Below are 26957 nucleotides of genomic sequence, written 5' to 3'. Positions count from 1 at the left end.
ATGTCCGTCCGACTGCTTAGCGATACGGCCAGGGTGCTCGCTGAGGCCCGTCACGTCGAGCCCGACCGGGCCCGGCGGCGGGCCTGGTTCGTGGAGGATCCGATCGCCGAACTCGGCTATCGGACCGCGGAGGATGTGGTGGAGGCGGGGGAGACGTCGAGGCTGATTGCCATGATCCGGGCGATCCGGGCGCATGAGAGGGGCTTTTAAGCCACGCCTCGTTGCATCGAAGGCCGGAAAACAGTACCATTTTGGTCCGGTATTGACTGTGCCCCTTCCCCCATGCTCCGTGTCAGCCGATTGACCGACTACGCGACGGTGGTGATGACTTGCATCGCCGCCCATCCTGCCGACGTTCTGAGCACCGCTCAGATCGCGGAGGAGGCGCGCCTGGAGTTGCCCACGGTGTCCAAGCTGCTCAAGCTGCTGGGACACGCCGGGCTGGTGGAATCGTTTCGCGGCGTCAACGGCGGCTACCGTCTGGCGCGGCCGGCCGAGGTGATCAGCCTGGCCGACATCGTCGAAGCGATGGAAGGGCCGATCGGGATGACGGAGTGCAGCGTGGCCCAGGGCCAGTGCGAACGTCAGTCCCAGTGCGGCGTCAGCGACAGCTGGCGCTCCGTTTCCGGGGCGATCGGTGGCGTGCTGCGCGCCCTGACCCTGGCCCAGATGCTGGCCGACCGCTCCATGGCGTCGGCGAAGAACGCGACCACCGTCGCGCAGGCGAACGCATGAACGAGAGTGAGAACATGACACGCGACGTGGCAGACCCCGTGCGCGACAACGCCGAAGTCGTGGAGGCGCTCAACCGCCGCTACGAAGCCGGTTTCGTCACCGATATCGAATCCGACCGCCTCCCGCCGGGCCTGAGCGAGGACATCGTCCGTCAGCTCTCCGCGATCAAGGGCGAACCGGAGTGGATGACCGAGTGGCGGCTGTCCGCTTACCGGCACTGGCTGACCATGCCCGAGCCGGAATGGGCCAAGCTCGACATCGCGCCGATCGACTATCAGTCGGTCAGCTACTACTCGGCGCCCAAGGCGGGCCCCAGGTCGCTCGACGAAGTGGATCCGAAGTTGCTCGAGACCTACGAGAAGCTCGGCGTCCCGTTGCATGAGCGGGCAAAGCTCGCCGGCGTGGCCGTGGATGCGGTCTTCGATTCCGTATCGGTCGGCACCACCTTCCGCAAGGAACTGGCCGAAGCCGGCGTGATCTTCTGCTCGATGTCCGAAGCCATCCGCGAACACGGCGACCTGGTGCGCCAGTACCTGGGCAGCGTGGTGCCGACGGCCGACAACTATTTCGCGGCGCTCAATTCCGCCGTGTTCTCCGACGGCAGCTTCGTCTTCATCCCCAGGGGTGTGCGTTGCCCCATGGAACTGTCGACGTACTTCCGCATCAACGCGATCAACACCGGGCAGTTCGAGCGCACGCTGATCGTGGTCGAGGACGACGCCTATGTCTCGTACCTCGAAGGCTGTACCGCGCCCATGCGCGACGAGAACCAGCTGCACGCGGCGGTGGTCGAACTGGTCGCGCTCGAGCGCGCACAGATCAAGTACTCCACCGTGCAGAACTGGTATCCCGGCGACGAGAACGGCGTGGGCGGTATCTACAACTTCGTGACCAAGCGCGGCGACTGCCGCGGCGCGGATTCCAAGATCTCCTGGACCCAGGTGGAAACCGGCTCGGCGATCACCTGGAAGTACCCGAGCTGCGTGCTGCGCGGCGACCGTTCGGTGGGCGAGTTCTACTCGGTGGCGCTGACGCACCATCGCCAGCAGGCCGATACAGGTACCAAGATGATTCACATCGGCAAAGGTACCAAGTCGAAGATCGTCGCCAAGGGCATCAGTGCGGGCCGCAGTTCCAACAGCTACCGCGGCCTCGTAAAGATCGAGAAAGGCGCCGACGGCGCGCGCAATTACACGCAGTGCGATTCCCTGCTGATCGGCAAGCAGTGCGGCGCGCACACTTTTCCGTACATGGAAGTGAAGAATCCCTCGGCCATCGTCGAGCACGAGGCCACCACCTCGAAGATTTCGGACGACCAGCTGTTCTACTGCCTGTCGCGCGGCATCGGTGAAGAAGATGCCGTGTCGATGATCGTCGACGGCTTCTGCAAGCAGGTCTTCCGCGAACTGCCGATGGAATTCGCCGTGGAAGCCAAGAAGCTGCTCGAGGTTTCTCTCGAAGGCGCGGTGGGTTGACGATGGGCATCGCCGGTTCCGCTCCGGGCCTGACCGATCTGCGCGCGCTGCTCGCCGCGCTGGATCCGGATATCGACCCGATTCCCAAGCGCTTCCTTCACGTCTCGCACGAGAAGGCGCGCGAGCGCATGGCCGACGCCCTGATGATGTTCCGCGAAGCCGAAGGAACCACGCTGATCGTCGATGTCGACGAGGACAGCGCGGGCAACGAACGCATGCTCTGGGCCCGGATCACGCTGCGCGTGCAGTCCAGCCTCACCGCGGTCGGCATGATGGCCGCCGTATCCGCCGCGCTGGCAAAGCGCGGCATTCCCTGCAACCCGGTTTCCGCGTTCCTGCACGATCATATCTTCGTGCCCTGGGAACGCCGCGACGATGCGCTCGATGCGCTCTCGCACCTCACGCCCTGATGGACAGCCACGCCATGCACATGCTCAAGATCGACAACCTCCATGCCCGCGTCGAAGGCAAGGAGATCCTCAAAGGCCTTTCGCTCGAGGTGAAGCCCGGCGAAGTGCACGCCATCATGGGTCCGAACGGTGCGGGCAAATCCACGCTCGGCAACGTGCTGGCCGGCCGCGAAGGTTACGAAGTGACCGCAGGCTCGGTGCTGTTCAACGGTGTCGACCTGCTGGCACTCGAGCCGGAAGAGCGCGCCGCGACCGGTGTGTTCCTGGCGTTCCAGTATCCCGTCGAGATCCCGGGTGTGAACAACACCTACTTCCTGCGTGCCGCGCTCAATGCGCAGCGGAAGTTCCGGGGTGAGGATGAGCTGGATTCGATGCGCTTCCTCAAGCTGGTACGCGAGAAGCTGAAAGTGATGCAGATCTCCGACGAACTGCTCCACCGCGCCGTCAACGAAGGCTTCTCCGGTGGCGAGAAGAAGCGCAACGAGATCTTCCAGATGGCCGTGCTCGAGCCGAAGCTGGCGATTCTCGACGAAACGGATTCGGGTCTCGACATCGACGCGCTCAAGCAGGTCGCCGAAGGCGTCAATGCGCTGCGTTCGCCGGATCGCTCGTTCCTCGTCGTGACGCACTACCAGCGCCTGCTCGACTACATCGAGCCGGACTTCGTGCACGTGCTGGCCGGTGGCCGCATCGTCGAGAGTGGCGACAAGAATCTCGCCCTGAAGCTGGAAGAGCAGGGCTACGCCTGGCTCGCCGACACGCATCCGGAATTGCGCAAGGCCGACCTGACCGGAGCGCCGGCATGACCCAGGCGCCGTCCCCGTTCGTGCGGGCGGCGCTGGATGCCGCCAGCGCGCTGCCTGAGAGCGGCATCGCGTGGCTCGACGCCGCGCGCCGCGACAACCTGCAGGCATTCGCCGAAGCCGGTCTGCCGGAAGGGCGCAACGAGGCCTGGAAGTACACTCCGCTGCGTGCGCTTTCGCAGCGTGCGTTCGCCGTCGCCGACGCGGCGGTGGCGCGCGACGTAGCCATCGATGCGGCGTCGTTCGCGCTGCCGGGTGTCGACAGTGCGCGCATCGTCTTCGTCGACGGCGTCTTCCGTGCCGACCTGTCCGCTCTGAACCGCGTTGACGGTGTATCGCTTGCGCCGCTGGCGGCCGCCCTGACGGAGCAGCCGGAACCGTTGCGCTTCGCGCTGGCCAGTCGTTACCGCCGTGGTGCGGCCGACGCATTCGCGCATCTGAATGCCGCATTCGCCACCGATGGCGTGGTGCTGCGGATCGCCGACGGCATCGACGTGGCGAAACCGCTGCACATCGTCCATGTCTTCAGTGGCGTTCAGCCCGACACGGCCTGGCACGTTCGCGTGCTGGTGGAGGCAGGGCAGGGTTCCCGGGCCGACATCGTCGAGCAGTTCGTCTCGATGGGTGAAGCGAATCAGCTGGGCACCGTCGTCGCCGACTACGTCGTTCGTGAGAGTGCCCGGCTCGGCGTGGTGCTGCTGCAGGCGGCGTCGACGGCGACCACGCTCGTACGTCGCGGTCACGTCCGTCTTGACGCGAACGCGAGCGCAACCGTCCATGCGCTGGAAGTGGGTGGTGCTCTGGTGCGTCATGAACTCACGGCCGAACTGGCGGGCGACCACGCACGCTTCGATTCGCGCGGTGTGTTCGCACTCGACGGTCGCCAGCATATCGATACTCAGCTGGAAGTCCGTCATAACGCACGCGATACGGCGTCGGACGCCCTGTGGCGCGGTATCGCCAACGGTCGCTCGCGCGGCGTATTCCGCGGCGCCATCGTGGTCGCTGAAGGCGCCGATGGGAGCGATGCCTCGCTCAGCAACAAGAACCTTCTGCTCTCTGGCTCGGCCGAGATCGACACCAAGCCGGAGCTCGAGATCTACGCCGACGAGGTCAAGGCCGCGCATGGGGCGACCATCGGCCAGCTCGACGAGCGCTCGCTTTTCTATCTCCGTTCGCGCGGTATCCCGCTCGCCCAGGCGCGCAGCCTGCTGACGCTGGCTTTCTGCCGCGCGGCACTGGAATCGCTGCCGAACGAGGCCCTGCGCGAACACCTCGGCGACCTGCTGGTGGCGCATCTGCCGACCGGTCCGTCCGCCGGCTAACGAAGTACGGAGCCAGCCATGAACGCCAAGCCCGAGTCAGCCATTCTGCCGCTCGACGTCGAGCGCATCCGCGCCGACTTCCCGCTGCTGTCGCGCACCGTCCACGGCAAGCCGCTGATCTATTTCGACAACGCCAACACCGGGCAGAAGCCGTTGTCGGTGATCGAGGCGGTCGATCGTCACTACCGCGAGCACAACGCCAATGTGTCGCGCTCCGTGCACGCGCTGGGCGAGGAAGCCACGGCGTCTTACGAGGCGGCACGCGACGCACTCGCACGTTTCATCAACGCGCCGTCGCGCGACGAAGTCATCCTGACCTCGGGCACCACGCAGGCGATCAACCTGGTGGCGTACAGCTACGCCATGCCGCGCATGAAGCCGGGAGACGCCATCGTCACCACGGTGATGGAGCATCACGCCAACATCGTGCCGTGGCAGCTGGTCGCCGAGCGCACCGGGGCGACGGTGAAGGCCGCGCCGATCGATGCCAGCGGGGAGCTCATCCTCGAGAAGTTTTTCGACCTGCTCACCCCCGAGGTTAAGCTGGCCTGCGTTACCCATGTGTCCAACGTGCTGGGCACGGTCAACCCGATCCGCGAGATCGCCCGTGAATGTCGTAAGCGCGGCATCCCGCTGCTGGTCGACGGCTCGCAGGCGGCACCGCATCGCCCGATCGACGTGCAGGCGCTGGGCTGCGATTTCTACGCGGTTACCGGCCACAAGATGCTGGCGCCCACCGGCACCGGCGCGCTGTGGGCGAAGCGCGAGCACCTGATGGCGATGCCGCCGTTCTTCGGCGGTGGCGAGATGATCCGCGAGGTGCGCTTCGAGGGCACGGTGTTCGCCGATCCGCCGCACCGCTTCGAAGCGGGTACGCCGAATATCGCGGGTTTTGCGGGCGTTACGGCAGCTATCGAGTACATCGAAAACATCGGCTTCGACCGTCTGAAGGCCTATGAGCAGGACTTGCTGGCCTATGCCGTCGACGCACTGGAAACCGTGCCAGGCGTGCGGATCTTCGGCAACGCGAAGGAAAAGGAGCCGGTCATCTCCTTCCTGATCGAAGGGGCGCATGCCAACGACATGGCGACGTTGCTCGATCTGCAGGGTGTCGCCGTGCGCTCAGGTCACCACTGCGCTCACCCGCTGATGCACTTCTTCGGCGTGCCGGCCACGTTGCGCGCGTCGCTCGCCTTCTACAACACGAAGGCGGAAGTGGATGGGTTTATCGAGGCGATCGCCAGGGTCCGCAAGCTCCTGATGTAGGAGCGCGCCCCGCGCGCGATTACAATCCCGCGATGATCTCCCATACCTTCCGCACCGCCACCCCCGCCGACGCGGCCCTGATCGCCTCGCTCGTCGAGTCCGCCTATCGCGGCGAAGCCAGCCGCGCGGGGTGGACCACCGAAGCCGATTTCCTTCACGGCCGCCGTACGGACGTGACCGAGATCGAGGCGCTGCTCACCGGTTCCAACGGCCGCTTCGTGCTGTTCGAGCGCGCTGAGCAGGTGCTTGCCTCCTGCTACATCGAGCGCCAGGGCCCGGTCTGCTATTTCGGCATGTTCTCGGTGCACCCGCCGGCGCAGGGCACCGGCATCGGCCGTCTGGTCATCGAAGAAGTCGAGCGTTTCGCCCGCGACGAATGGGCCAGTGAGCGGATCGAAATGACCGTGATCGACATCCGTGCCGAGCTCATCGCCTGGTACGAGCGACGTGGCTACGTGCGTACCGGCAAGACCAGGCCCTTCCCCTATGGCGACGAGCGCTTCGGCGTCCCGCAGCGCGACGACCTCCGTTTCGAATACCTGGTGAAGGAGCTTCGCGCATGAACGGCTGGGTACGCGTCGGCTCCCGCTCCGAGCTTTTGCCGGGTGAACACAAGGTCGTCTGGGACGGCGATACGGCCATTGCCGTATACAACATCGACGGCCAGCTCTATGCCATCGAGGACGTATGTACGCACGACGGCGGGGAGCTCGCCGGCGGCCCCGTCATCGGCTTCGAGGTCGAATGCATTCGCCATGGAGCCCGTTTCGACGTGCGCACCGGCGAGGTGACCTGCCCGCCGGCGTACGAGCCGGTCACCGTCTTTCCGGTCACGGAAGCCGACGAAGCCATCTGGACTCGCGACGACCGCTGAGCGAGACGCGTAAGGGCAAACCAAAAAGACTATGGCGTGCAACGCTTTCCGGCCCTAAGCTTCCGCCCTGCGTCACCGATCATCCGGGGGGTCCATGTCACTCAACGAACGTCGGCGTGCCGCGATCGCGTTCGCGCTCCTGTTCGTTCTGTACCAGGGCGCTGAAGGCATCGGCGCGCGCCTGCTCGGCAGCTTACCGGTCCAGGCCGCCTTCACGGTGGGCGTGGTGCTGGCGGCGTGGCCGCTCGGCCGCTGGCTCGGGTTCCGCGGATATGACGCGTATGCGCTGGAATGGCGCCGGACCGCACCGGTGCTCCTGGTCGGTGGACTGGCGTTGGCGCTGCTCACCAAGTACCTCGCTGTCTGTGTCGGCATGGCGCTGAACGTCTATGCGGCCAGGGCGCCGCAGGCGCCTGCCGTAGCCGCCGTGTCGTTCCTGTCATCGATTCCCTGGGCGCTCGTGGCGACGTTCGTGCCGGCGCTGGCTGGCGACATCCTCACCCGCGGGTTTCTGTTCCGTGCGCTGCGTATGGCGTGGACGCCGTGGGTTTTCGTCCTTGCATCCACGCTGCTGCAGACGCTCAATCACCTGTACACACTCGATCAGGGGCCGGTCGAATGGCTGCGTCTGATCTGTTTCGGTCTGGCCTATGCGATGGCCGTGGCCCGCACGGGCTCGCTCTGGCTCGCGGTCGGCGTGCACTGGGGCTGGAATCTCGCCTATGTGCTGGTGGGCGACATCCTGCCGTACGAGACGTTGGCACCGGGCTGGTCGGCACTCCTGTCCGCAGGCGCGCACCTGGTCATGTTCGGTGTGTTGTTCGCCATCCCGACACAGATCGAGCGGGAAGATTTCAACGCGGATCCGGCATGAGCCTGAAGGCTCAGAAGTGATACACGAAGGCCAGTGTTTCGGTGACCTGACGAGGCGATCCGTACGACTTCACCAGCGGACTCGCCGCCGCATCGCCAAATAGCCGTCCATACGATATCGCCAGTGCGAAACCCGTCTGTTTCGACGTAGGAATGAAGGCGTCGTACTCCAGGTTGGCCGACTGCCCGCCGGCCCCGGGACGCCACGATCGCGTGCCGATGCCGGCCGCTTCGGAGGGCGTGACACCGAAGAATCGTCGCATCGCCGGCCCGTTCATGCCTTCGACCTGCAGTTCGACCGAGTGCTGGATGTACCAGACATCCGGTAGCTGGTAGTCGGCATACAGCGCGACATAAGCGCCGGCACCATCGGTGTCGTGCGCGACATGCCCGCCGACGCTGAAGTGTTTGTCGAACGCGTATTCGAGGTATCCGCCGCCCTGGAATCGCGGGGAGAGCGAGGCGACCTTACCGCCGAGCGGACCGAGATCGTCATGCGTACGTCCCCATAGCCAGTTCCCGTAGATCCCGCCATGCCAGTGCTCGCCGGCCAGCAGATCGATGGTCAGGCCATCGGCGGTCGAAAGCTCGCCCTTGCCGGGCAAATCGATGTCGATGTACGGAATCGGCTGGTTGCGTCGGTCTTTTGAGCCCATCCACGCGGGCATGCGCTGAACGCCTGCGCCGAAGGCGTAGGTCGGGCCGTCGTCGTCCTGCGCATGCGCGGAAGCGGCCGCCAGCAACGTGACGAGGAGGGTGAGACAGGTTCGACGCATGGGGGGATGCCGTTCCGCGGTGGACGTGCGCAGGATATCGGCGGACACCTTACGGCATGCTTTGCGCCCGGGAAAGGGCTTCGAAAGGATGTGCGATTAGCCTGCGCTGCAACCTGATCACCGGCCCATCCACGTGTCGAGCCCTTCCTCCTGGAACATCCTCTGCGACTTCGACGGAACGATTGCCGTTGAGGACGTGATCGACTCCCTACTGGACCGGTACGGCCGTCCGGGCTGGGAGATTCTCGAACGCGACTGGCGCGCCGGCGTCATCGGCTCCGCCGTGTGCATGGCGGGGCAGGTCGCCCTGCTCGACATGAGCCGTGACGAGCTCGCTCGTCATCTGAACGGTCTTCACATCGACCATGGCTTCGCATCCTTCGTGAGGGCCACCATCGAGTACGGCGTTCCGATGGAAATCGTCAGCGACGGCCTGGACCATGCGATCCACGCGATCCTGGCCAATCACGGCATCGACACGCTGCCGACCGTCGCCAACCATCTGCTGCAGAGCGGTCCGCGCGACTGGAGCCTCACCTCGCCGTTCAGCGTGTCCGGTTGCCGTGCGGGTACCTGCAAGTGCGCACGCGTCGAAGCGGCGAATACCCGTGGCGGCAAGACCCTGCTCATCGGCGACGGCGCGTCCGATTTCTGCGCCGCCGATCGCGTCGACTTCGTCTTCGCCAAGAACCGCCTGATCGAACACTGCCGCGCCGCCGGTATCCCGTATGCGCCTATCGCCAGTTTCGACGAGGCGCGCGAACTGCTTCCCGAACTGCTTGCCGGTCGTCTGCCGGCACAGACCGTCATTCCCCTTCACGCGACGAGCTCCCAGGAACTGCCTGCATGAACATCCTTTCCAAGAACCCGCAGCTCGTCATCGACGACGCGACCCTGCTGGCCGACGAAGCGAAGTACTGCTCGTTCGGCGACACCGTGCACTACGTGGATCCGCCGAAGATCTTCCGTCACGCGGAAGGCAGCTACATCTACGACAGCGAGAACATTCCGTTCCTCGATCTGCAGATGTGGTATTCGGCCGTCAACTTCGGCTACGGCAACAAGCGCCTGAACGACACGCTGAAGGCGCAGATCGACCTGCTGCCGCAGGTGGCCAGTCAGTACCTCCATCAGGGCAAGATCGAGCTCGCCAAGACCATCGCCGTCGACGCCAGGCAGAAATTCGGCCTCGACGGTCGTTGCCACTTCAACGTGGGTGGCGCGCAGGCGGTCGAAGACTCGCTGAAGCTCGTGCGTAACGCGCGCGGCGGCAAGAGCCTGATGTTCGCCTTCGAAGGCGGTTACCACGGTCGCACGCTCGGCGCTTCGTCGATCACCTCCAGCTACCGGTACCGTCGTCGCTTCGGTCACTTCGGCGAGCGCGCGCAGTTCATCCCGTTCCCGTACCCGTTCCGTCGCCCGAAGGGCATGACGCCGGAAGAATATTCCGATGCGTGCGTACGTCAGTTCGAGCGCCTGTTCGAAACCGAATACAACGGCGTGTGGGATCCGAAGGTGGGCGAGGCCGAATACGCCGCGTTCTACGTCGAGCCGATCCAGGGCACCGGCGGTTACGTCATCCCGCCGAAGAACTTCTTCATCGATCTCAAGAAGGTGCTCGACAAGTACGGCATCCTGATGGTCGTCGACGAAATCCAGATGGGTTTCTGGCGCACGGGCAAGCTGTGGTCGATCGAGCATTTCGGCGTCAACCCCGACGCGCTGGTCTTCGGCAAGGCGCTGACCAACGGCCTCAATCCGCTGTCCGGCATCTGGGCGCGCGAAGAACTGATCAACCCCGAGATCTTCCCGCCGGGTTCGACGCACTCGACGTTCAACTCCAACCCGCTCGGTACCGCGCTGGGTCTGGAAGTGATCAAGATGGGCTATGAGCTCGACTACGGTACCCGCGTCGCCGAGAAGGGCAAGCACTTCCTGGACGGCCTGCGCGACCTGCAGAAGCGTCACAAGGAGATCGGCGACGTCGACGGCCTCGGCCTCGCACTGCGCGCCGAGATCTGCACGGACGATGGTTTCACGCCGAACAAGGCGCTGCTCGACCGCATGGTCGACATCGGCCTGGCCGGCGGTCTCACTCACGAAGGCAAGAAGATCGGTCTCGTGCTTGATGTCGGTGGCTGGTACAAGAACGTAATCACGTTCGCCCCGTCGCTCGACATCAGCCACGAAGAAATCGACCTCGCTATCGCGTTGCTCGACCAGTGCCTCACGCTGGCCAAGCGCGGCTGATACCCGGCAGCCACGCGATGGCGTTCGTGAACCAGCTCGAGCCGGATGCCCTGCTCGGGCATTTTGAACGCCATCCGCCGCATGGGTTCACCCCGACCCGTGCGGTGGATGGTTCGCCACTTTTCGTGGCTCCGTTCGACCTGCTGACCACCGCCGACGACGAGCTTCGTCGGCGTGTGGCCAGTTTTCCGTTTCAGTCGCTGCTGAAGCGTCTGCTGACGCCGCGTACCTGCTTTGCGGGGACGACGGTCTCCGAATATTCGCTGTTCGATGCATGCAACGACCCTGCCGCGGTGGCCGCCTCGTGGGCGCGCTCGTTCGGTGCCAGCCATCCGCTGCTGATCGTGAAGGACCTCGCGGTGGATTCGCCGCTGACCAGCGTGCGCGATCGTGCCTGGACCGCGCGTTTCGTCGATGCCGCGCGCGATCGCGGTTACATCATCGTCGAAGGGCAGGCACTCGCCTATGTGCCCATCGACTTCGGCTCGGTCGACGAATACCTCGGCCGGCTCTCCGCGTCGCGGCGAAAGAATCTCCGTCGCAAGCTTCGTTCGCGCGACAAGCTCGACATCGCGGTGATCCCCACCGGCGATGCCTTCGCTTCGGACGAGATCGTCGACGGGTACTACGCGCTGTTCGAAAACGTCCACGCGCAGAGCGAAGTCCACTTCGACAAGCTGTCACGCGATTTCTTTGCCGCCGTGCTGCGCGATCCGGGCGGGCAGGTGTTCACCTACCGCGTCGACGGCCGTCTCATCGGCTGGAACCTCTGCTACGAACACGATGGCAAGTTGCTCGACAAGTACGTAGGCTTCGCGTACCCCCAGGCGCGCGAGTTCGATCTGTACTTCGTCAGCTGGTTCGTCAATCTCGAATTCGCCCTGGCGCGCGGCCTCCGGTTCTATGTCGCCGGCTGGACGGATCCCGCGGTCAAGGCGTCGTTGGGTGCGCGTTTCCACCTGACCCGGCATGCCGTGTACATCCGTCATCCGCTGCTGCGCGCCGTGCTTCGGCGTTTCGCCCATCGTTTCGAATCCGACAGCGTATGGGAGGCCTCCGATGCGGACGCCCATCGTACTTGACCTCGATGGGTCGGTCGGCGCATTGCCGGGTCGCCTCGTGCTTCCGCTGAGGGAGTGGGAAGAGCCGATCCGCTTCGGCTGTTCGGTATCCAGCCTTCGTCGCTTCTCGGCCGACCTGGTGGAAACCCTCCCGCGTGAGCACGGCACGGTCTTCATGGGCAGCGGCGATTTCCATCATCTGACCTGGCCGCTGGTCGAGCGCGTCCCCGGTAAGGAACGTTTTCAGGTCGTCGTGCTCGACAACCATCCTGACAACATGCGTTTTCCGTTCGGTGTCCACTGCGGATCCTGGGTACGCCGCGTCGCGATGATGCGGCGGGTCAGCCATGTCCATGTGATCGGGATCACGTCGGGCGATATCGGACGCGGACATGCCTGGGAGAACTACCTCGGGCCGCTGCGCGCGGGCAAGCTGACGTACTGGTCGACGGGCGTGGACACGAGCTGGGCGCTGAAGCTCGGGCTCGGTGCGCGTTTTCGTTCATTCCTGACCAGCGAAGGCATGGTCGACGCGTTCGTAAAAATGCAGGCAAGCAGCAGCGAGCCTGTGTATCTGTCGATCGACAAAGATGCGTATGCGCCCGATGTCGCCATGACGAACTGGGACCAGGGCACGCTCAGTGAAGCGGGCGGCGAGGCGATCATCCGGGTGGTGCGCGGGCGCGTCATAGCCAGCGACGTGACCGGCGAGATCTCGCGCTATAGGTACCGGAGCTGGTGGAAGCGCAAGCTCAGCGCGATGGATGGTCAGGATGAAATCGACGCCGGAAGGCTGGCGGTGTGGCAGGCGCAGCAGCATGCGTTGAATCTGCGGATTCTGGCTGCTATTTGAGCTTCTCTTTCATCTGGCCAAGTGGCTACCGACCTTGCGCGATTGGCTATGTGTTTTCACCAACGGCCGATCATGTGCTGCACGAGCAGGCTGGTGAGCGCCACGGCGGCCCAGACGCCGAGTCCGAGAAGGATCGGGCGGGGGCCGGTGGATGCCATGCGACGCAGGTCGGCCGACAGGCCGATGGCGGTGAGGGCGACCACGATCAGGCATTCCGCGATGAAGTGGATCACCGGCAGGGCGACCTCGGGAACGAGACCCGCGGTGCGGATACCCGAGGCGACCAGAAACCAGAGAATGAACCAGGGAAAGATCTTCGCGAGACTGAAGTCGCTGGCGCCCGAGCGTTTCTGACGCCACGCCACGATGAGGGCGATGCCGAGACTGATGGGAATGATCAGGGTAGCGCGCGTTAGCTTGACGATGGTGGCGTAGTCACCAGCCGCATGACTGAAGCTGTAGCCGGCGGCGACGACCGACGAGGTGTCGTTGATCGCGGTGCCTGCCCAGAGGCCGAAGCCCAGATCCGTCAGGCCCAGCAGATGGCCCAGAAGGGGGAAGAGCAGCACGGCGACCAGATTGAACAGGAAGATCGTCGAGATGGCGAAGGCGGTATCGTGTTCGTCCGGCTTGATGATCGGCACTACGGCGGCAATGGCGGAGCCGCCGCAGATCGCGGTGCCGATGCCGATCAGTACCTGAAGCTTGTCATGGACATGCAGCATCCGACCGAGCAGCCACGCCGAGAGGCCTGCCACGGCGACGGTAGCCAACGTGACCGAGAGCGATTCCATGCCTGTATGGGCGACCTGGGTCAGGCTCAGGCCGAAGCCCAGCGCGATGATCGACCACTGCAGTACCTGCTTCGAGGCGAAGCGGATGCCCGGCTGGAAGCGCGCCGCCGGCGGCGCAAAATGGCGGACCAGGATGCCGAGCACGATGCCGAAGACGGCGCCGCCGATGAGCGGTACGGCGCGTCCGAGCGCGAAGGCCACGGCCGCCACCGCGACGGCGAGCAGGAAACCGGGAAGACGTGAGGGGGCGATGGGCGAAGCGACGACGGAGGACATGGCGGGGTTCCTGGCAACGTCCCTATTGTCCTGATCGACCACGTATAAGCATATTGAAAATCCCTTATCGGGCGTATAAGTCGAACTTATGCATGCCGTCAGCCCTCGTCAGCTAGAGATTTTCGTCGCCATCGCCACCACGGGAAGTGTCCGCGCGGCGAGCGAACGACTGTTCCTCAGTCAGCCGGCCGCGAGCATGGCCCTCGCCGAACTGGAGCGGCAGCTCGGTGCCGAACTGTTCGCTCGCGAGCGGGGGCGGTTGCGGATCAACGACCGGGGGCGCGAGCTGCTGCCGCTGGCGCAGGAACTGATCGAGCGGCATGCCGAGTTCGGTCGCAGGGCCGCCGGTGAACGGGCCGAGCTTGCCGGGGAAATTCGTGTCGGCGCCAGCAATACCGTCGGCAATTACCTGGTGGGCGATCTGCTGGGGACGTTCGCGTCCGCGCATCCGGGCGTTTCCTTGCGCCTGGGTGTCGCCAATACGGCGCGGATCGCCCAGGGCGTGCTCGACCATGACTTCGATATTGGTTGCGTCGAGGGGCCGGTGACGCACCCGTCGATCGAATCGCGCCCGTGGCGCGACGACCGGCTGGTGGTCTGCGCACGGCCGGATCACGTACTGGCCGGAAAGAAGCGATTGCGCCGCGAGGATTTCGCCGGCGAACGCTGGGTGCTGCGCGAGCGAGGCTCGGCGACGCGGGCGCTGAGCGAGCGGGCGTTGGCCGAGTTGCCCGAAGGAAGAACCGTGCTGGAACTCGATCAGTCCGAGTCGATCAAGCAGGCGGTGATCGCCGGGCTGGGTATCGCGTGTCTCCCGGAGGTGGCGATCGGGGACGCGAGGGCGACGGGGCGGCTGGTGGTTCTGCCAACCCCTTTCCTGGATCTCAGGCGGGTGTTGTCGGTGTTGTCGCACCGGCAGCGGTATCGCGGGGCGGTGCTGGAAGCGTTTCTGGCCGGGCTGGGCCGATAAAAGCATCGCCGGCGAGGTTTGCTCCCGCTATGAGAGCGGGAGCCAGCCTGCCGGCGATACGGTCAGGCCAGAACGCAGCGGTTCTTGCCGCTGCGCTTCGCCTCATACATCGCCCCATCGGCAATCGCCACGATCTCGTCGTACGCCATGCCGTGATGGAACATCGTCACACCGATGCTGGCGCCAACGCGGGCGGGTACGCGAATATCCCCGATCGTCAGCGTATAGGGTTCAGCCACGGCATCGCAGAGTGCCTGGCAGCGCGTCAGCGCACCCGCGGCGTCCGCCGTATCGTGCAGCAGCACGGCGAACTCGTCGCCGCCCAGGCGGGCCACCGTATCCGTACCACGCGTGCGGGCGTCGATGCGCAGCGCGATCGCCTTGAGCAGCTCGTCGCCGGCGGCGTGTCCGCTGGCGTCATTGACGCCCTTGAATCCATCGATGTCGATATAGGCCAGCGCGAAGGTCGCGCCGCCTCCGTTGCCGAGCGTGATGGCGCCTTCGAGGCGTTCGCGGAACAACAACCGGTTCGGCAGCCCGGTAAGCGCATCATGCGTCGCCTGATGCCGAACCAGCTGCTCCATCCGCGTGCGTTCGGCCACCTCGTTGGTCAGCTGCTCGTTTCGCGTCGACAGTTCGTCGAGCGCGCTCTGTAGCAAAGCGCGGGCGCGATACAGCTCGAGGAAGATCTTCACCTTCGACTGCAGGATGACGTCGTTGATCGGCTTGGCGATGTAATCGACCGCGCCGGCCGTATAACCCTTGATGCGGTTGACGTCATCGGCGTAGGCGGCGGTCACGAAGATAATCGGCGTCTCGTTCAGGTGGTCGTTTTCCGAGATGAATTCCGCCACCTCGAAGCCGTCCATCTCGGGCATGTTGACGTCGAGCAGCACCAGTGCGAACTGGTGATCGAGACACAGCGCAAGCGCCTCGTTGCCGCTTGATGCTTCGAAAATGTCGGCATCGGCACGGGCCAGCAAGCGGCGCATGGCGACGAGGTTGGCGGGCGTGTCGTCGACGACGAGGATCTTGGGTCGGATCGGATTCATGTCAGGCATAGTTCGTTAAGTCGCGCGGCGATGGCGTCGAGGGGCAGGCAGGCGTCCGCTCCCGCGCGTTCGAGGCCAGTCAATGGCATCACCTTCGCTTCGGCGGTCTGGGGATCCTGAATCACGGCATAGCCACCGGCGTGGCGTACGGCGACGAGGCCGTTGGCGCCGTCCGAGTTGGCGCCGGTCATCAGCACGGCGACGAGGGCATCGTGCCAGGCATCGGCGGCGGTTTCGAAAAGTACGTCGATCGACGGCCGTGCATAGGCGACCTTGGCGTCGATGCTCAGGGAGAAGTGCAGGTTCGGTTCGATCAGCAGGTGGTAGCCGGCGGGAGCGACGTGGATCACGCCCGGATCGACGGGTGCGCGCTCCTGGGCTTCGACGACCGGCAGCGGGCTGACGCGCGCCAGCAATTCGACCAGGAGCGATACGTCGGCCGAGCCGGTATGGCAGCAGATGACGACAGGCACGGCGAGCCGTCTGTCGAGTCCGGGGAGGACGCGTTGCAGCGCCGACAGGCCACCGGCGCTGCAACCCATCACGATCGCCTGATGCGTGCTCATCGCGTCAGCGGCCTCGCACCGGAACCGCCCACCTGGTAAACGCGCAGCGCGTTGTCGACGTCCGAAAAGCCCGCCGCCGCGGGCGAGAAATCGATGTTCTCCCGGGTGCCGAGGCAAAGAAAACCGCCGCGCACGAGACTGTCGCGGAACAAGCCCAGCGTGCGGTCCTGCAAGGTGTTGGTGAAGTAGATCAGGACGTTGCGACAAAGGATCAGATGCGCCTCGCAGAACACCTCGTCCGTCACCAGGTTGTGATTGAAGAAGGTGACGTTGCGGCGCAGGCGGGTGTCCAGCTTGATGAAGTCGTAGCGCGCGCTGTAGTAGTCGCTGAGCGAGCGCTGCCCGCCGCCTTCCAGATAGTTACGGGACCAGTCCCGCGCTTCGCGGGTCGCGTAGATGCCTTCACTCGCGACGGCCAGCGCCGCGTCGTTGAAATCCGTGGCGTAGATGCGCGAGCGCTCGTAGAGTCCGGCTTCCTCGAGCAGGATGGCCAGCGAATAGACCTCCTGTCCATGCGCGCAGCCGGCCTGCCAGATGTTGATCTCGGGATAGGAGGCCAGTACCGGGAAGACCTTGTCGCGCAGGACGCGAAAGACCGCGGGGTCCCGGAACATTTCCGACACCGGAACCGACAGACCTTCGATGATCCTGGCGACGAAGCCCGGTTCGTGCAGCAAGCGCCGGGTAAGCTCGCTGACGCTGCCCGCATCGTGCGTGCGCACGAGCTGCTGCACCCGCCGCTTGAGCGAGGCGGGCGCGTATTCACTGAAATCGTGCCCGTGGCGCAGCTGCATCGCGCGCACGAACAACTGGATTTCGATGTCTTCGATATCCATATCAGCCGCGCTGCGGCAGCCACACGCGAATCAGGGAGAGCAGGCGGTCCACGTCGATCGGCTTGGACAGGTAATCGTTGGCACCCGCCTCCAGGCACTTTTCACGATCGCCGCGCATGGCCTTCGCGGTCAACGCGATGATCGGCACCTTCGCGACCGCCGGCTTCGCGCGGATCGCGCGCATGGTCTCGTAGCCGTCCATCACCGGCATCATGATGTCCATCAGCACGAGTTCGATGTCCGCGTCCTTGTCCAGGGTGTCGAGTGCTTTCTGGCCATCCTGTGCCATCACGACGTCGACGCCCTTCGCCCGGAGCACCTTGGACAGGGCGAACAGATTGCGCATGTCGTCGTCCACCAGCAGCAGTCGACGGCCGCGGAGGTCCGCCTCGTCCATGCCGCCGGCAGGGGTGATCGCTTCGTCGCGCGCGCCGCCGCCATGACGGATCGAGTGCAGGAACAGGCTCACCTCGTCGAGCAGGCGGTCGGGCGAGCGGGCGCCCTTGACCACGATGCTGTCGGTGTACTGGCGGATCTTCATGCTTTCCTCGCGACTGAGGTCGCGACCCGAATAGACCACCACCGGCGGCGTATGACCACCGCGCGCGAGCCGTTCGAGGAACTCGATGCCCGACATGCCGGGCAGGCCGAGATCGAGCACGATGCAGTCGTACGGCGTATCGCCGGTCATGGCGAGCGCTTCCTCGCCGGAGGAAGCTTCGTCGATGACGACCGAATCGTCCTTCAGCAGCGTGCGCACGGCGGCGCGCGCGCTGGCATCGTCGTCCACGACCAGCAGGTGGCGCGTGCGCCCTTCGGCGAAATGCAGCAGGCGCTCGAAAGCGTCCGAGATGGACTCGCGGCTGACCGGCTTGGTCAGGAAGCCGACCGCACCCAGCTCGAGGCCGCGGGTGGAATCGTCCGTGGCCGAGATGAAGTGCACGGGGATGTGCCGCGTGGCGGCATCGCCCTTGAGGCGCTCGATCACCGTCCAGCCGTCCATGCCCGGCAGCATCACGTCGAGCAGGATGCCGGTGGGGCGGTAACGATTGGCCAGGGCCAGGCCGGTCTCGCCATCCGCGGCCGCCAGCACACGGTGGCCCTTGCGATGAATCATGTCCGCCAGAATGCGCGCGAAGGCCGGGTCGTCCTCGACGACGAGAATGATCGTATCGCCCGGATTGAGCGAGCCGCGATCGTCATCGATGCTGTCCACGAGCAGGCCGGGCGACAGCGGGAGCGTCGCCTCGGCAGCCGCCTGCTGGAGCGGGATCGGCTCCGCGATCGAATCGCTCTCGGGCGCCGTCTCCGGCAGGAAAATGGTGAAGGTACTGCCCTTGCCGGGTTCGCTTACGAGGGTGATGTCGCCGCCCAGGAGCATCGCGATGCGCCGGGAGATGGCGAGGCCCAGGCCGGTGCCGCCGTACTGGCGGCTGGTGCTGGCGTCGACCTGCTCGAAAGCGTGGAACACACGCTGGAACTTGTCGGCCGGGATGCCGATGCCCGAGTCGATCACGGCGATGGCGATGGTGTGGGCCGGATCGAGACCGTCCGGCAGCGCCGCCCCGGCGGCGGGCCGAGAGATGCGCAGGGCCACGGTGCCGCTGGAGGTGAACTTGAACGCGTTGCTGAGCAGGTTGTTGGCGACCTGTTCGAGCTTGGCGCCATCGGTGCGGATGGACACGGGAAGCCCGGGGGCGACGGTCACCTCGAAGCCGAGCTTCTTTTCCTGCGCGACATGGTTGAACGTCCGGCTGAGCGTGCGTGAGAGATCGGCCAGCGGGAACGTATCGACCATCAGTTCCATCTTGCCGGCCTCGACCTTGGACAGGTCGAGGATGTCGTTGATCAGCCGGAGCAGGTTGGAGCCCGCGTCGTGGATGATCCGGGCCGACTCGACCTGCTCGCCGGTGAGGTTTTCTTCGTCGTTGTCGGCAAGACTGCGCGAGAGGATCAGCAGGCTGTTCAGCGGCGTACGCAGCTCGTGCGACATGTTCGCCAGGAACTCGGACTTGTACTGGCTGGCGCGCGCGAGCTCTTCGGCCTTTTCCTGGGTTTCGTTCTGCAGGGCCTGCAGCGAGTCCTTCTGCTGGTTGAGGGTGAGGCTCTTCTCTCGCAGTTCCTCGTTCGACGCATGCAGTTCTTCCGTCTGCACGCGCAGTTCTTCCTCGGAGGCGACCAGCCGCTGCGACTGCTCCTGCAGCTCGTTCGTCCGGTTCTTGAGTTCTTCGTTGGTCGAACGCAGGTCCTCCTGCTGCGAGCGCAGCGCTTCTTCCGAGGCGCGCAGTTCGTCGGCCTGGCTCTGCGTCTGCTCGAGGAGCGTGCTCGTGCGCAGCGCTCGCGAGAGATTTTCCAGCGACAGGGCGACGATCGGCATCAGTTCGTCGAGCAGGCGTTCCTGGACCGACGACAGGTGATCGAAGCTGGCGATCTCGAGGACGCCGAGCAACGTGTCGCGTGAGAGCACGGGCACCAGGATCACGCTGCGCGGCGACGCTTCGCCGGTGCCTGAGTGGATGCGCGTGTAATCGTCCGGCACGTCCTGCAGCACGATGGGCCGGCGCTCGATGGCGGCCTGGCCGACAAGGCCCTCGCCAAGAGCATAGGACGTGGTGACGTGGCGTCGCTGGCGGAAGCCGTAGCTGCCCAGCATCTCCAGCGTCGAGGTTTCTTCCCGCAACACGTAGAACACCCCGACGCCCGCCTTGAGGGTGGGAACCAGCTCGGAGAGCAGCGTGTCGGCGAACTCGCGGTAGGTCGTCGCGCCCTGCAGGCGGTTCGATACCGCGGTGACGGTCGACTTCAGCCAGTTCTGTCCCGCCGTTTCGATCGCCATCTCCTTGAACACCTGGAGCGCGCGGGCGATCTCGCCGATCTCGTCGCGGCGGCTCAGCTGCCGAACCTCGATGGTGTGGTCATGACCGGCCAGTCGCGTCATCAGCTCGGTCATCCGCACGATGGGCCGGGTGATCAGCTGGGAGGTCATGAGGATCACGGCGATGCCGAACAGAAGGCACACCACCAGCGAGATGACATCGATGTACTGGGTTGCCGCGAGTACGTGGTCCAGGGCCCTGGTCCGCTCCTCCAGCAAAACCCGCTCGCTGGCTGACATCTCGTCGATCAGCTTGCGAATGTCGGTCATCAGCACCGTGCGATGGTCGAGGTAGTCGTGACGAACGCGGTCCCGGGCGAACGACGCCTCGGGGGTGGCCGCGTTGCCGATGGCGCGCATCGGCTCCAGTCCGGCTTTGGTGACTTCGGTCTTCCACCGGTCGAGCATTTCCTGGGCACGGTCCAGGCGCGCCTGCTGCAGCGGATTGTCGACCGTCAGCTGGCGGATCTGGGCGATGTCCTGGGTTATCTTGCGGTCGGCCCGGTCGAAGTCGGCCCACTCGGTTTCCGCCTGGTTGAGCAGGTAACCACGCGCCGCCACCTGCCGGGCCTGCGCGTCGTCGCTCGTATTGGCCAGGGTCAGCAGGACGACGTAGGTATGCGTCGACCAGGCCCGCGTGTCGTTCTCCCGGTAGAGCGACACCAGGTTGGCGACACAGGCCGCCACGAAAAGGGCCAGAAGGGCGCCGATGGCGAAGACGATCTTGCGCTGAAGGGGCTGGTCGGCCAGCCAGTTGCGCTTCTTTTCGTGAGAGGACATGCGAAGACCGGTAGTGGGACAAGGGTGCCGCGTCTGGCCCGTTCAGGTACTACACCCAAACCGGGCCGGGCTTCCATGGCGTCATACTGATTATCGGCGATACGTCACACGACTGGAGCCTGCGGGACGCGACGCCACGGCGGTGGGACCAGTGTGCCGCGGCGGATCGCCACGGCAAGACATACGGCCGTCGCCATCGAGCAGATGCAAAGCGCCGCGACAGAGGCCTCGGCGCCGAACGCGCCGCCGGTGAGCCATTCGGGCCCCTGCATATGGGAGGCCAGCAGGCCGTGCTGTTCGAAGCCCGACACCGGAATGCCGTAGAACGGCCCCTGGGCCATGTTCCACGCGGCGTGGACGCCCATGCAGAGCCAGAGGGAGCGGGTCACGTTGTAGAGCAGCCCGAACAGGAGCCCGGCTTCCAGCGCAATGGCGATGGCGCTCCAGGCGGTCGCGCCGGGGTTCCAGATGTGCACGCCGCCGAAGAAGGCCGCGGAGATGATCAGCGAAGCCCAGGTCCCCAGGCCTTCTTCGACGATGCGGAAGAGCACGCCGCGGCTGATGATTTCCTCTCCCACGCCGGCACCGACTCCCGTGACCAGGATGGGACCGAGCCAGGCCACGTCGTGGTTCACGCCGTCGACGACGAAGACGCCCAGGGCGTAGAGGGTTCCCACGACCAGCGAAAACAGCGCCGCGCCGCCGATCAGGCCGAGGGCCAGATGCGGGACAGCCTTGCGTGGCGCGAGCTCGTCGATCCGCCGTCGCTCGATCGTCCGCACCAGCAGCCAGTAGGCGATCACGATGGGCAGCAGCCGGAAGGCCTCGATCAGGGGTGTGACCTGATCGAATGGCAGGCTGCCCCGGGGCAGACCGATGCCGTTGTAGATGCGGCCGGCGATGAAGCCCAGTGCGCTGAGCGTCACGGCGAAAACCAGAATGCGACCGACCGGTGAGCGCAAGAGGCGCACAGGCAGCGAGGGACGGGTAACGACAGTGGGCGGCGCGGACATGAACAGTATCCTGATGGGCTTGCGGGCAGAGTCTACGCAGGCATGATGGTGCTCCGATACAAGATCGTCCCGTGCCACATCGGCTATCTTCCCACGAGGGCATACGGCCCAAACCCCTGGAATCCGCTGCATGGCCATACCGTCAGAAAACGATCCGTCGAGCCCGATGAACCGTCGTGAGCAGACCTTCCCCCACCTTAGCGAAGAGATGGCGGCGCGGCTGGTGAGGTACGGAGTGGAAGAGACGGTCCCGGCCGGCACGCTGCTGTTCGAGCGTGGGCAGCGGCGCGTGGATTATTTCTTCGTGCTGGAGGGCAGTATCGAGGTCTACGACTTCCACGAGAACGGCGCGCCCAACATCTTCGTCGTCCACGGTCCGAACCAGTTCACCGGTGAGGTCGACCTCTTCAGCGAGCGCCAGGTGATGGTCAATGGCCGGACGGCCGTCGATACGCGTCTTGTCCGGCTCAATCCCCTGCAGTTCCGTAAGCTGGTGTCCGGTGAGCCGGATATCGGCGAAATCATCATGCGTGCCTTCATCCTGCGCCGCGTGGGTCTCATTCAGAGCGGGCAGGGCGGCGTGATCCTGGCAGGCTCCGCCCACGCGGCGGACACGGTGCGCCTGCGCAGCTTCCTGATTCGCAATGGCTACCCGTACCGCTTGCTGGACACGGATATCGATGAAGACGCGCGCCACCTGATCGACGGGTTCGGCCTCGATCCGGAGGAGTGTCCGGTCGTCATCCTGCCTGATCGAACGGTACTCAAGTGCCCGACGACTTCCCAGCTGGCCGACGAACTGGGCATCTCCATCCTGCTCGATACCGATCACGTGCACGACGTCGCGGTCATCGGCGCCGGGCCCGCGGGACTCGCCGCGGCCGTGTACGCCGCGTCGGAGGGACTGGACACGCTGGTGCTGGAATCGCTGGCGCCGGGTGGTCAGGCCGGCACCAGCTCGAAGATCGAAAACTACCTCGGCTTTCCCACCGGTATTTCGGGGCAGGCCCTGGCCGGCCGCGCCCAGGTACAGGCCATGAAGTTCGGTGCGCACATGGCCATCGCGCGTGAAGTGCAGGGCCTGGACTGCTCGGCGCACCCGTTCCGTCTCAAGCTCGACAACGGCACCGTCGTCACGGCGAAGTCCGTGGTCATCGCGACGGGTGCGCGCTATCGCAAGCTCGATCACGTCGACTACGAGCGCTTCGAGGGCCAGGGCATTCATTACGCCGCGACGGCGATGGAAGCGACGCTCTGTGCCGGCGAGGAAGTGGTGATCGTCGGCGGCGGCAACAGCGCGGGTCAGGCGGCGGTTTTCCTCGCGCGCACCGTGGCGCAAGTACATATCCTCGTGCGCGGCAGCGGGCTCGCCGCGACCATGTCGGATTACCTGGTGCAGCGTATCGACCAGTCGCCGCGCATTACGCTGCATACGCACTGCAAGGTGGATCACCTCGACGGCGATGCCTATCTGCGTGAGGTGGGCTGGATCTGCAACGACGGCACACAGACGCGCAAGAAGATCGGTGCGCTCTTCGTGATGATCGGCGCGGAGCCGAATACGGCCTGGCTGGACGGCTGCCTGGATCTGGACCGAAAGGGTTTCGTGCTTACCGGCCGCGATGCCGATGGTTACGCGACACCTTCGCCGTTCGCTACGACCCTGCGCGGCGTGTTCGCGGTGGGCGATGTGCGGTCGGGATCGATCAAGCGTGTGGCTTCCGGGGTGGGGGAGGGGTCGGTCGTGGTGCAGGCGATTCACCGGTATCTGCATCCGTCGCCGGTCTGAGGCCCAATGAACGCACGCCTCCTTTTCGCGCCATAAAAAAAGTCCGGCCAGGCCGGACTTTTTTATTGAGCCTAAGCTTTATTGAGCCTCAGACGTCGACCGACGCCGCATGCTCGCGCGTCGCCGAGAACCGGACTCCCGGCCAGCGCTCCTGTGCCAGCTGCAGATTGACTCGCGTCGGGGCGAGGTAAACCAGCTCGCCCGCCGCATCGATCGCCAGATTCCCCGCGTTCTTCTCGCGGAATTCCTCGAGCTTTTTCGCGTCGTCGCAATGGATCCAGCGCGCCGTCGCCACACCGACCTGCTCGAAACTCGAGTCGACGTTGTACTCGTCCTTCAGACGATAGGCGACCACATCGAACTGCAGCACGCCGACCGCGCCGAGAATCAGGTCGTTCGACATCAGCGGGCGGAAGAACTGCGTCGCGCCTTCTTCCGACAGCTGCGCGAGACCCTTCTGCAGCGCTTTCATCTTCATCGGGTCACGCAGACGCGCACGACGGAAGAGCTCCGGCGCGAAGTTCGGGATGCCGGTGAACGACAGTGGCTCCCCTTCGGTGAAGGTATCGCCGATGGTGATCGTGCCATGGTTATGCAGGCCGATGACATCGCCCGGGTACGCCCGCTCCACGATTTCGCGATCGGACGCCATGAAGGTGAGCGCATTGGCGATGCGCACCTCCTTGCCGGTACGCGTCTGCTGCATTTTCATGCCAGCGGTGTAGGTGCCCGAGCAGACACGCATGAAAGCGACGCGGTCACGATGTGCCGGGTCCATGTTCGCCTGAATCTTGAAAACGAAGCCGGTGAGCTTCTCTTCTTCTGGCTTGACTTCACGCGTCAGCGTCTCGCGGCTGCGCGGCGAGGGTGCGTGCTCGACGAAGAAGTCGAGCAGCAGTTGCACGCCGAAGTTGTTGACCGCCGAACCGAAGAACACCGGTGTCTGTTTACCGGCGAGGTAGGCGTCGATGTCGAAGGGATTCGATGCGCCGAGAACCAGTTCGAGCTCTTCGCGCAGTTCGTCGAGCGCGGCCTGTCCGATCATCGTGGCGAGTGCGGGATCGTCCAGGCCCTTGAAGATCGTCGAGTCCTGGCGGGTGAAGTTCTTGCCCGGCTCGAACACGTGCACTTCGTCGAGCACCACGTGGTAAACGCCCTTCAGACGGGAACCCATGCCGATCGGCCAGGTCACCGGTGCGCAGGCGATCCCGAGTACGGACTCGACTTCGTCGAGCAGTTCGATCGGCGAGCGGCCTTCACGGTCGAGCTTGTTGATGAAGGTCATGATCGGCGTGTCGCGCAGGCGACAGACTTCCATGAGCTTGATCGTGCGCTCCTCGACGCCCTTGGCGCAGTCGATCACCATCAGCGCCGAGTCGACCGCCGTGAGCACGCGGTAGGTGTCCTCGGAGAAGTCCGCGTGGCCGGGGGTGTCCAGCAGGTTGACGATGGCGTCGTCATAGGGGAACTGCATGACCGACGAGGTCACCGAAATGCCGCGCTCCTTTTCCAGCGCCATCCAGTCGGACGTCGCGTGGCGGGCGGCCTTGCGGCTTTTCACCGAGCCGGCCATCTGGATCGCGCCGCCGAACAGCAGGATCTTCTCGGTCAGGGTCGTTTTGCCCGCGTCGGGGTGGCTGACGATGGCAAAACTGCGCCGCCGGCGGGTTTCGGTGAGGTGTGAGGACATGGGCAGGGTCGCTGTGAAGGCTAACCCCCTATTCTAGCAGGGGTTAGGAGGCTTGGCTGAGGCGGCCCGACACCTCTCCCCACCGGTGACCCGGCCCGGCCGGACGCCAGAGCAAGGCCATCGACCCGGGTCCGATGGGGTCCGGCCCTGCCGGCGACGCTCTTCCGCGTGTGCACGATCCCACGGCCTCGGACCGGTCCCGTTGCCGTCGCCATCCGTCATGCGCTTGCAGTCCGAAGCCCGCAGCCCGCCTGTGCCAACGGTTTCCACGATGATTCGCGCATCTCACACGTTCGGACATCTGGACATCTGGACGTCTAAACGGCTGTTGACACGTTTTGGATCGAGGCGTATCGTCGGTTTCACTCATCGAGACCGGCTGAGGGACAGGCCCTTTGAAGCCGGGGCAACCTGCGGATTTCCGCGACGGTGCCAACTCCTGCGGGTCGTGCTTCCGCACGTCAGCCGATAGATGGGATGTCCGTTGCGGGCACGCATTCGCGTACCCGTGGCCGGCAATCCGCATACCGGTGTTCCCGCAGGGCTCGATCCCGAACGCAGGAATCTGGATATGTCAGCCGAGCCCCTCACCGTGATCTCCCTCCCCGAAACGGCCTGCGTTGCCGCGCCGCGTTGCGCGGCCGACCTCACCGAGCAGCGTGGCGTGCGCCGCATCTCCTTCGTCCCGAAGTACGGCAGCGAAACCGTCAATGTGGACGTCCGTTACCTGTGGTGCGGCGCGCCTCATGCGCCGACGGTGATCGTGCAGGGCGGCATCTCCGCCGATCGTGACGTCTGCGCCGGACGCGACCGAGCGACTGGCTGGTGGCAGGAGCTGGTGGGGCAGGGCGCCGCGATCGACCTCGCCGAATGCCGCGTGCTGTCGATCGACTGGCTGGTCCCGGGCGACCTGGGCGACGACGTGGCTTCGGTTTCCAGCGAGGATCAGGCATCCGCGCTGGCCGCGCTGGTGGACGAACTGGGCATCGGTCGCGTTCAGGCCTTCGTGGGCTCCTCATACGGCGCGATGACCGGCCTGGCCTTCGCGGCCGCCCATCCGGACAAGCTGCGTTCGCTGGTACTGCTCGCCGGGGCGCACCGTCCGCACCCGCTGTCCACGGCGCAGCGCTCCGTGCAGCGCGGCATCGTCCGCCTCGGCATCGAGTCCGGCCGGGTGGATGAAGCGCTCGCCCTGGCCCGTCAGCTGGCGATGACAACGTACCGCGGCAGCGAGGAATTCTCGCGCCGTTTCGCCGCCGGCCCTGAACTGCGCGACGGCCGCTTCCACTTCCCCGTGGAGGATTACCTGGAGCATGCCGGCCGTCGCTTCGTCGAACGTTTCGACCCGTCGCGTTTTCTCGCCCTTTCCGAGTCCATCGACCTGCATGACATCTCGCCGGAACGGGTTTCCGCACCGACGACGCTGGTCGGCTTCCCTTCCGATCGCCTCGTTCCGCTGTCGGACCTGTGCGAACTGCAGCGCCGTCTCGGCGGCACCGCCACCCTCGAAGTCGTGGACTCGCCGTACGGCCACGACGCCTTCCTCAAAGAAACCGTGCAGCTCGCTCCCGTGCTGCGTCACGCACTCAACGACTGTCGCGGAGACCGCTGAATC

Annotated in this window: 25 protein-coding genes and 1 riboswitch; of the genes, 17 read left to right on the top strand and 8 right to left on the bottom strand. The window is 65.2% G+C overall.

All coding sequences use genetic code 11. The features are described 5' to 3' along the window. The 10 genes from FA85_RS05845 to FA85_RS05800 all read left to right on the top strand — a co-directional run bounded on the left by FA85_RS05845 (position 1) and on the right by FA85_RS05800 (position 7762). Entirely contained in the window at positions 1–210 is a 210-nt protein-coding gene (locus tag FA85_RS05845; protein WP_036110902.1) for a hypothetical protein, read from the top strand. Between the two features lie 72 nt (positions 211–282). Next, positions 283–735: an SUF system Fe-S cluster assembly regulator gene (locus FA85_RS05840; RefSeq protein ID WP_051943351.1), complete on the top strand. Its 453-nt coding sequence runs from the start codon at positions 283–285 to the stop codon at positions 733–735. 14 nt (positions 736–749) lie between these two features. Then, entirely contained in the window at positions 750–2210 is a 1461-nt protein-coding gene (sufB, locus tag FA85_RS05835; protein WP_036117177.1) for a Fe-S cluster assembly protein SufB, read from the top strand. Positions 2211–2212: 2 nt separating this feature from the next. Beyond that, positions 2213–2620, top strand: a complete 408-nt coding sequence (locus tag FA85_RS05830) for an ACT domain-containing protein (protein ID WP_036110905.1) — start codon at positions 2213–2215, stop codon at positions 2618–2620. Positions 2621–2640: 20 nt separating this feature from the next. Continuing rightward, positions 2641–3426, top strand: a complete 786-nt coding sequence (gene sufC / locus FA85_RS05825; RefSeq protein ID WP_036117178.1) for a Fe-S cluster assembly ATPase SufC — start codon at positions 2641–2643, stop codon at positions 3424–3426. Beyond that, complete coding sequence (gene sufD / locus FA85_RS05820) at positions 3423–4748, top strand: Fe-S cluster assembly protein SufD (protein WP_036110906.1); 1326 nt, start codon at positions 3423–3425, stop codon at positions 4746–4748. The genes sufC and sufD overlap by 4 nt, the downstream gene beginning before the upstream one ends. An 18-nt stretch (positions 4749–4766) precedes the next feature. Then, positions 4767–6014, top strand: a complete 1248-nt coding sequence (locus tag FA85_RS05815; RefSeq protein ID WP_036110908.1) for an aminotransferase class V-fold PLP-dependent enzyme — start codon at positions 4767–4769, stop codon at positions 6012–6014. Between the two features lie 32 nt (positions 6015–6046). Then, entirely contained in the window at positions 6047–6577 is a 531-nt protein-coding gene (locus FA85_RS05810) for a GNAT family N-acetyltransferase (RefSeq protein WP_036110910.1), read from the top strand. Further along, on the top strand, positions 6574–6888 hold the full coding sequence (locus FA85_RS05805) for a non-heme iron oxygenase ferredoxin subunit (protein ID WP_036110912.1): 315 nt from the start codon (positions 6574–6576) through the stop codon (positions 6886–6888). The genes FA85_RS05810 and FA85_RS05805 overlap by 4 nt, the downstream gene beginning before the upstream one ends. Positions 6889–6982: 94 nt before the next feature. After that, on the top strand, positions 6983–7762 hold the full coding sequence (locus tag FA85_RS05800; RefSeq protein ID WP_036110914.1) for a CPBP family intramembrane glutamic endopeptidase: 780 nt from the start codon (positions 6983–6985) through the stop codon (positions 7760–7762). 10 nt (positions 7763–7772) lie between these two features. On the opposite strand, the gene FA85_RS05795 is transcribed toward FA85_RS05800, so the two are convergent. Then, on the bottom strand, positions 7773–8537 hold the full coding sequence (locus FA85_RS05795; RefSeq protein WP_036110915.1) for a MipA/OmpV family protein: 765 nt from the start codon (positions 8535–8537) through the stop codon (positions 7773–7775). Positions 8538–8670: 133 nt separating this feature from the next. Here FA85_RS05795 and FA85_RS05790 point away from each other — a divergent pair, with 133 nt between their 5' ends. The 4 genes from FA85_RS05790 to FA85_RS05775 are packed head-to-tail and all read left to right on the top strand — an operon-like array spanning position 8671 to position 12701. After that, complete coding sequence (locus tag FA85_RS05790) at positions 8671–9387, top strand: MtnX-like HAD-IB family phosphatase (RefSeq protein ID WP_036110916.1); 717 nt, start codon at positions 8671–8673, stop codon at positions 9385–9387. Further along, positions 9384–10787, top strand: coding sequence for an aspartate aminotransferase family protein (locus tag FA85_RS05785; protein ID WP_036110917.1), 1404 nt, complete (start codon positions 9384–9386; stop codon positions 10785–10787). The genes FA85_RS05790 and FA85_RS05785 overlap by 4 nt, the downstream gene beginning before the upstream one ends. 17 nt (positions 10788–10804) lie before the next feature. After that, positions 10805–11869: a GNAT family N-acetyltransferase gene (locus FA85_RS05780; RefSeq protein WP_036110918.1), complete on the top strand. Its 1065-nt coding sequence runs from the start codon at positions 10805–10807 to the stop codon at positions 11867–11869. Beyond that, on the top strand, positions 11847–12701 hold the full coding sequence (locus tag FA85_RS05775) for an arginase family protein (RefSeq protein ID WP_036110922.1): 855 nt from the start codon (positions 11847–11849) through the stop codon (positions 12699–12701). Before FA85_RS05780 ends, FA85_RS05775 begins: the two co-directional genes overlap by 23 nt. A 56-nt stretch (positions 12702–12757) precedes the next feature. Here the strand turns inward: FA85_RS05775 and FA85_RS05770 are convergent, their stop codons facing one another. Then, positions 12758–13771 carry a YeiH family protein gene (locus FA85_RS05770; protein WP_036110924.1) on the bottom strand — a complete coding sequence of 338 codons (1014 nt, stop codon included), beginning with the start codon at positions 13769–13771 and terminating at the stop codon, positions 12758–12760. Between the two features lie 88 nt (positions 13772–13859). Here FA85_RS05770 and FA85_RS05765 point away from each other — a divergent pair, with 88 nt between their 5' ends. Beyond that, positions 13860–14741 carry a LysR substrate-binding domain-containing protein gene (locus FA85_RS05765; RefSeq protein ID WP_036110926.1) on the top strand — a complete coding sequence of 294 codons (882 nt, stop codon included), beginning with the start codon at positions 13860–13862 and terminating at the stop codon, positions 14739–14741. Positions 14742–14803: 62 nt separating this feature from the next. Here the strand turns inward: FA85_RS05765 and FA85_RS05760 are convergent, their stop codons facing one another. From FA85_RS05760 to FA85_RS05740, 5 genes are all read right to left on the bottom strand, one after another. Then, complete coding sequence (locus FA85_RS05760; RefSeq protein WP_176167894.1) at positions 14804–15793, bottom strand: diguanylate cyclase domain-containing protein; 990 nt, start codon at positions 15791–15793, stop codon at positions 14804–14806. Then, entirely contained in the window at positions 15790–16359 is a 570-nt protein-coding gene (locus tag FA85_RS05755) for a chemotaxis protein CheB (protein WP_036110928.1), read from the bottom strand. Before FA85_RS05755 ends, FA85_RS05760 begins: the two co-directional genes overlap by 4 nt. Then, on the bottom strand, positions 16356–17195 hold the full coding sequence (locus FA85_RS05750; protein ID WP_036110930.1) for a CheR family methyltransferase: 840 nt from the start codon (positions 17193–17195) through the stop codon (positions 16356–16358). The genes FA85_RS05755 and FA85_RS05750 overlap by 4 nt, the downstream gene beginning before the upstream one ends. A 1-nt stretch (position 17196) precedes the next feature. Further along, on the bottom strand, positions 17197–20850 hold the full coding sequence (locus tag FA85_RS05745) for a response regulator (protein WP_036110931.1): 3654 nt from the start codon (positions 20848–20850) through the stop codon (positions 17197–17199). Positions 20851–20954: 104 nt separating this feature from the next. Then, the gene (locus tag FA85_RS05740; RefSeq protein WP_036110934.1) at positions 20955–21863 is read right to left on the bottom strand and encodes a CPBP family intramembrane glutamic endopeptidase; all 909 of its coding nucleotides are present in this window, start codon (positions 21861–21863) and stop codon (positions 20955–20957) included. A 130-nt stretch (positions 21864–21993) separates the two neighbouring features. Between FA85_RS05740 and FA85_RS05735 the strand changes: the two genes are divergently transcribed. Further along, positions 21994–23652 (top strand): FAD-dependent oxidoreductase, encoded by a 1659-nt coding sequence (locus FA85_RS05735; protein ID WP_036110936.1) that lies wholly within the window; start codon positions 21994–21996, stop codon positions 23650–23652. 88 nt (positions 23653–23740) lie between these two features. On the opposite strand, the gene FA85_RS05730 is transcribed toward FA85_RS05735, so the two are convergent. Next, positions 23741–25342, bottom strand: a complete 1602-nt coding sequence (locus FA85_RS05730; protein WP_036110937.1) for a peptide chain release factor 3 — start codon at positions 25340–25342, stop codon at positions 23741–23743. Positions 25343–25705: 363 nt separating this feature from the next. Beyond that, positions 25706–25821, top strand: a riboswitch (SAM riboswitch). Between the two features lie 92 nt (positions 25822–25913). On the opposite strand from FA85_RS05730, the gene metX reads away from it, so the two are divergent. After that, positions 25914–26954, top strand: a complete 1041-nt coding sequence (gene metX, locus FA85_RS05725) for a homoserine O-succinyltransferase MetX (protein ID WP_051943355.1) — start codon at positions 25914–25916, stop codon at positions 26952–26954. Positions 26955–26957: the final 3 nt, after the last annotated feature.

This window comes from Luteibacter mycovicinus, from assembly GCF_000745235.1.
GTDB lineage: Bacteria > Pseudomonadota > Gammaproteobacteria > Xanthomonadales > Rhodanobacteraceae > Luteibacter > Luteibacter mycovicinus.
The sequence above is the reverse complement of the archived record's forward strand: the minus strand, read 5'-3'. Positions and strand labels throughout refer to the sequence as shown.

Bases quoted from the DNA above. Each gene is read 5' to 3' on its own strand.
- FA85_RS05740 (WP_036110934.1), bottom strand. From the start codon at position 21,863: ATGTCCGCGCCGCCCACTGTCGTTACCCGTCCCTCGCTGCCTGTGCGC.
- FA85_RS05750 (WP_036110930.1), bottom strand. From the start codon at position 17,195: ATGGATATCGAAGACATCGAAATCCAGTTGTTCGTGCGCGCGATGCAG.
- FA85_RS05775 (WP_036110922.1), top strand. From the start codon at position 11,847: ATGCGGACGCCCATCGTACTTGACCTCGATGGGTCGGTCGGCGCATTG.
- FA85_RS05845 (WP_036110902.1), top strand. From the start codon at position 1: ATGTCCGTCCGACTGCTTAGCGATACGGCCAGGGTGCTCGCTGAGGCC.
- FA85_RS05795 (WP_036110915.1), bottom strand. From the start codon at position 8,537: ATGCGTCGAACCTGTCTCACCCTCCTCGTCACGTTGCTGGCGGCCGCT.
- FA85_RS05830 (WP_036110905.1), top strand. From the start codon at position 2,213: ATGGGCATCGCCGGTTCCGCTCCGGGCCTGACCGATCTGCGCGCGCTG.
- FA85_RS05810 (WP_036110910.1), top strand. From the start codon at position 6,047: ATGATCTCCCATACCTTCCGCACCGCCACCCCCGCCGACGCGGCCCTG.
- FA85_RS05785 (WP_036110917.1), top strand. From the start codon at position 9,384: ATGAACATCCTTTCCAAGAACCCGCAGCTCGTCATCGACGACGCGACC.
- FA85_RS05735 (WP_036110936.1), top strand. From the start codon at position 21,994: ATGGCCATACCGTCAGAAAACGATCCGTCGAGCCCGATGAACCGTCGT.
- sufB (WP_036117177.1), top strand. From the start codon at position 750: ATGACACGCGACGTGGCAGACCCCGTGCGCGACAACGCCGAAGTCGTG.
- FA85_RS05800 (WP_036110914.1), top strand. From the start codon at position 6,983: ATGTCACTCAACGAACGTCGGCGTGCCGCGATCGCGTTCGCGCTCCTG.
- FA85_RS05760 (WP_176167894.1), bottom strand. From the start codon at position 15,793: ATGAATCCGATCCGACCCAAGATCCTCGTCGTCGACGACACGCCCGCC.
- FA85_RS05805 (WP_036110912.1), top strand. From the start codon at position 6,574: ATGAACGGCTGGGTACGCGTCGGCTCCCGCTCCGAGCTTTTGCCGGGT.
- FA85_RS05815 (WP_036110908.1), top strand. From the start codon at position 4,767: ATGAACGCCAAGCCCGAGTCAGCCATTCTGCCGCTCGACGTCGAGCGC.
- FA85_RS05840 (WP_051943351.1), top strand. From the start codon at position 283: ATGCTCCGTGTCAGCCGATTGACCGACTACGCGACGGTGGTGATGACT.
- FA85_RS05755 (WP_036110928.1), bottom strand. From the start codon at position 16,359: ATGAGCACGCATCAGGCGATCGTGATGGGTTGCAGCGCCGGTGGCCTG.
- FA85_RS05745 (WP_036110931.1), bottom strand. From the start codon at position 20,850: ATGTCCTCTCACGAAAAGAAGCGCAACTGGCTGGCCGACCAGCCCCTT.
- metX (WP_051943355.1), top strand. From the start codon at position 25,914: ATGTCAGCCGAGCCCCTCACCGTGATCTCCCTCCCCGAAACGGCCTGC.
- FA85_RS05780 (WP_036110918.1), top strand. From the start codon at position 10,805: ATGGCGTTCGTGAACCAGCTCGAGCCGGATGCCCTGCTCGGGCATTTT.
- FA85_RS05770 (WP_036110924.1), bottom strand. From the start codon at position 13,771: ATGTCCTCCGTCGTCGCTTCGCCCATCGCCCCCTCACGTCTTCCCGGT.
- FA85_RS05765 (WP_036110926.1), top strand. From the start codon at position 13,860: ATGCATGCCGTCAGCCCTCGTCAGCTAGAGATTTTCGTCGCCATCGCC.
- sufC (WP_036117178.1), top strand. From the start codon at position 2,641: ATGCTCAAGATCGACAACCTCCATGCCCGCGTCGAAGGCAAGGAGATC.
- FA85_RS05730 (WP_036110937.1), bottom strand. From the start codon at position 25,342: ATGTCCTCACACCTCACCGAAACCCGCCGGCGGCGCAGTTTTGCCATC.
- sufD (WP_036110906.1), top strand. From the start codon at position 3,423: ATGACCCAGGCGCCGTCCCCGTTCGTGCGGGCGGCGCTGGATGCCGCC.